General features: G+C 67.9%; 1 protein-coding gene. It reads right to left on the bottom strand.

What is annotated here, in order from left to right; all coding sequences use genetic code 11:
• A partial coding sequence (locus tag H5965_RS45980) for an IS982 family transposase (protein WP_310977642.1) occupies nucleotides 1-697 on the bottom strand: 697 nt, incomplete at its 3' end.
• Between the last annotated feature and the right edge of the window lie 66 nt (nucleotides 698-763).

Raw genomic sequence — 763 nt, 5'->3', positions numbered from 1 at the left:
TGAGCAGCGGCTCACCGGGATGGGGCCGGCGGTTGCGGTAGGACGGCCGGATCAGCCGGATCCCGCGTTCGGTGAGGTAGTGGTCGAGTTCGCGGGAGACGTAGCCCTTGTCGGCGATGATCAGCAGACCTGGACGGTCGGCGAGCAGGTGAGGTTCGTGGTCGCAGATGGCCATGAGCACTTGCCGCTCGTCGACCTTGGGGTCGGCCAGTGCCCAGGCGACCGGAAGCCCGGCCGGGGTGCAGACCAGGTGCAGCCGCAGGCCCCAGAACCAACGGGAGTGCGAGCGGCAGAAGCCGTATTTGGCCCACCCGGCCAGCTCCGAACGCTTCACGGTGGGCCGGGATCGGCCGCACTCGACCGGGGTGGAGTCGACGATCCAGGTGGTGTCGGTCCACAAATCGGTGTCCGCTGCCAGCCACCGCATCACGAGCTTGACCAGCGGCAACGCGGCACGCAGGCGGCGGTTGTAGCCGGACTGGCCGGGCAGGTAGCGGAACGCCCCAGGCATCCGGGCGGGCAGGAACCGCAACCACCGAGCCTCGGAGGTGAACCCCAGCAACGCCTGGGCCACGGCCAAGGTCACCAGCTCCGCGTCGGTCAGCTTCGGCGGCCTGCCCACCCGCCGCCTGCCGGCGAGGTGGTCGTCGATCTTGACGTAGAGTGCGGTCAGAAGGGTGTTCAGGTCAGTCGTCACAAACCGATCTTGAACACCCTTCGCCCATCTCCAGCCACCACCCAGGCTTACGCATTACTCGTCTAG

The organism is Amycolatopsis sp. 505 (genome assembly GCF_031625235.1).
Taxonomy (GTDB): Bacteria; Actinomycetota; Actinomycetes; order Mycobacteriales; family Pseudonocardiaceae; genus Amycolatopsis.
The sequence above is the reverse complement of the archived record's forward strand: the minus strand, read 5'-3'. Positions and strand labels throughout refer to the sequence as shown.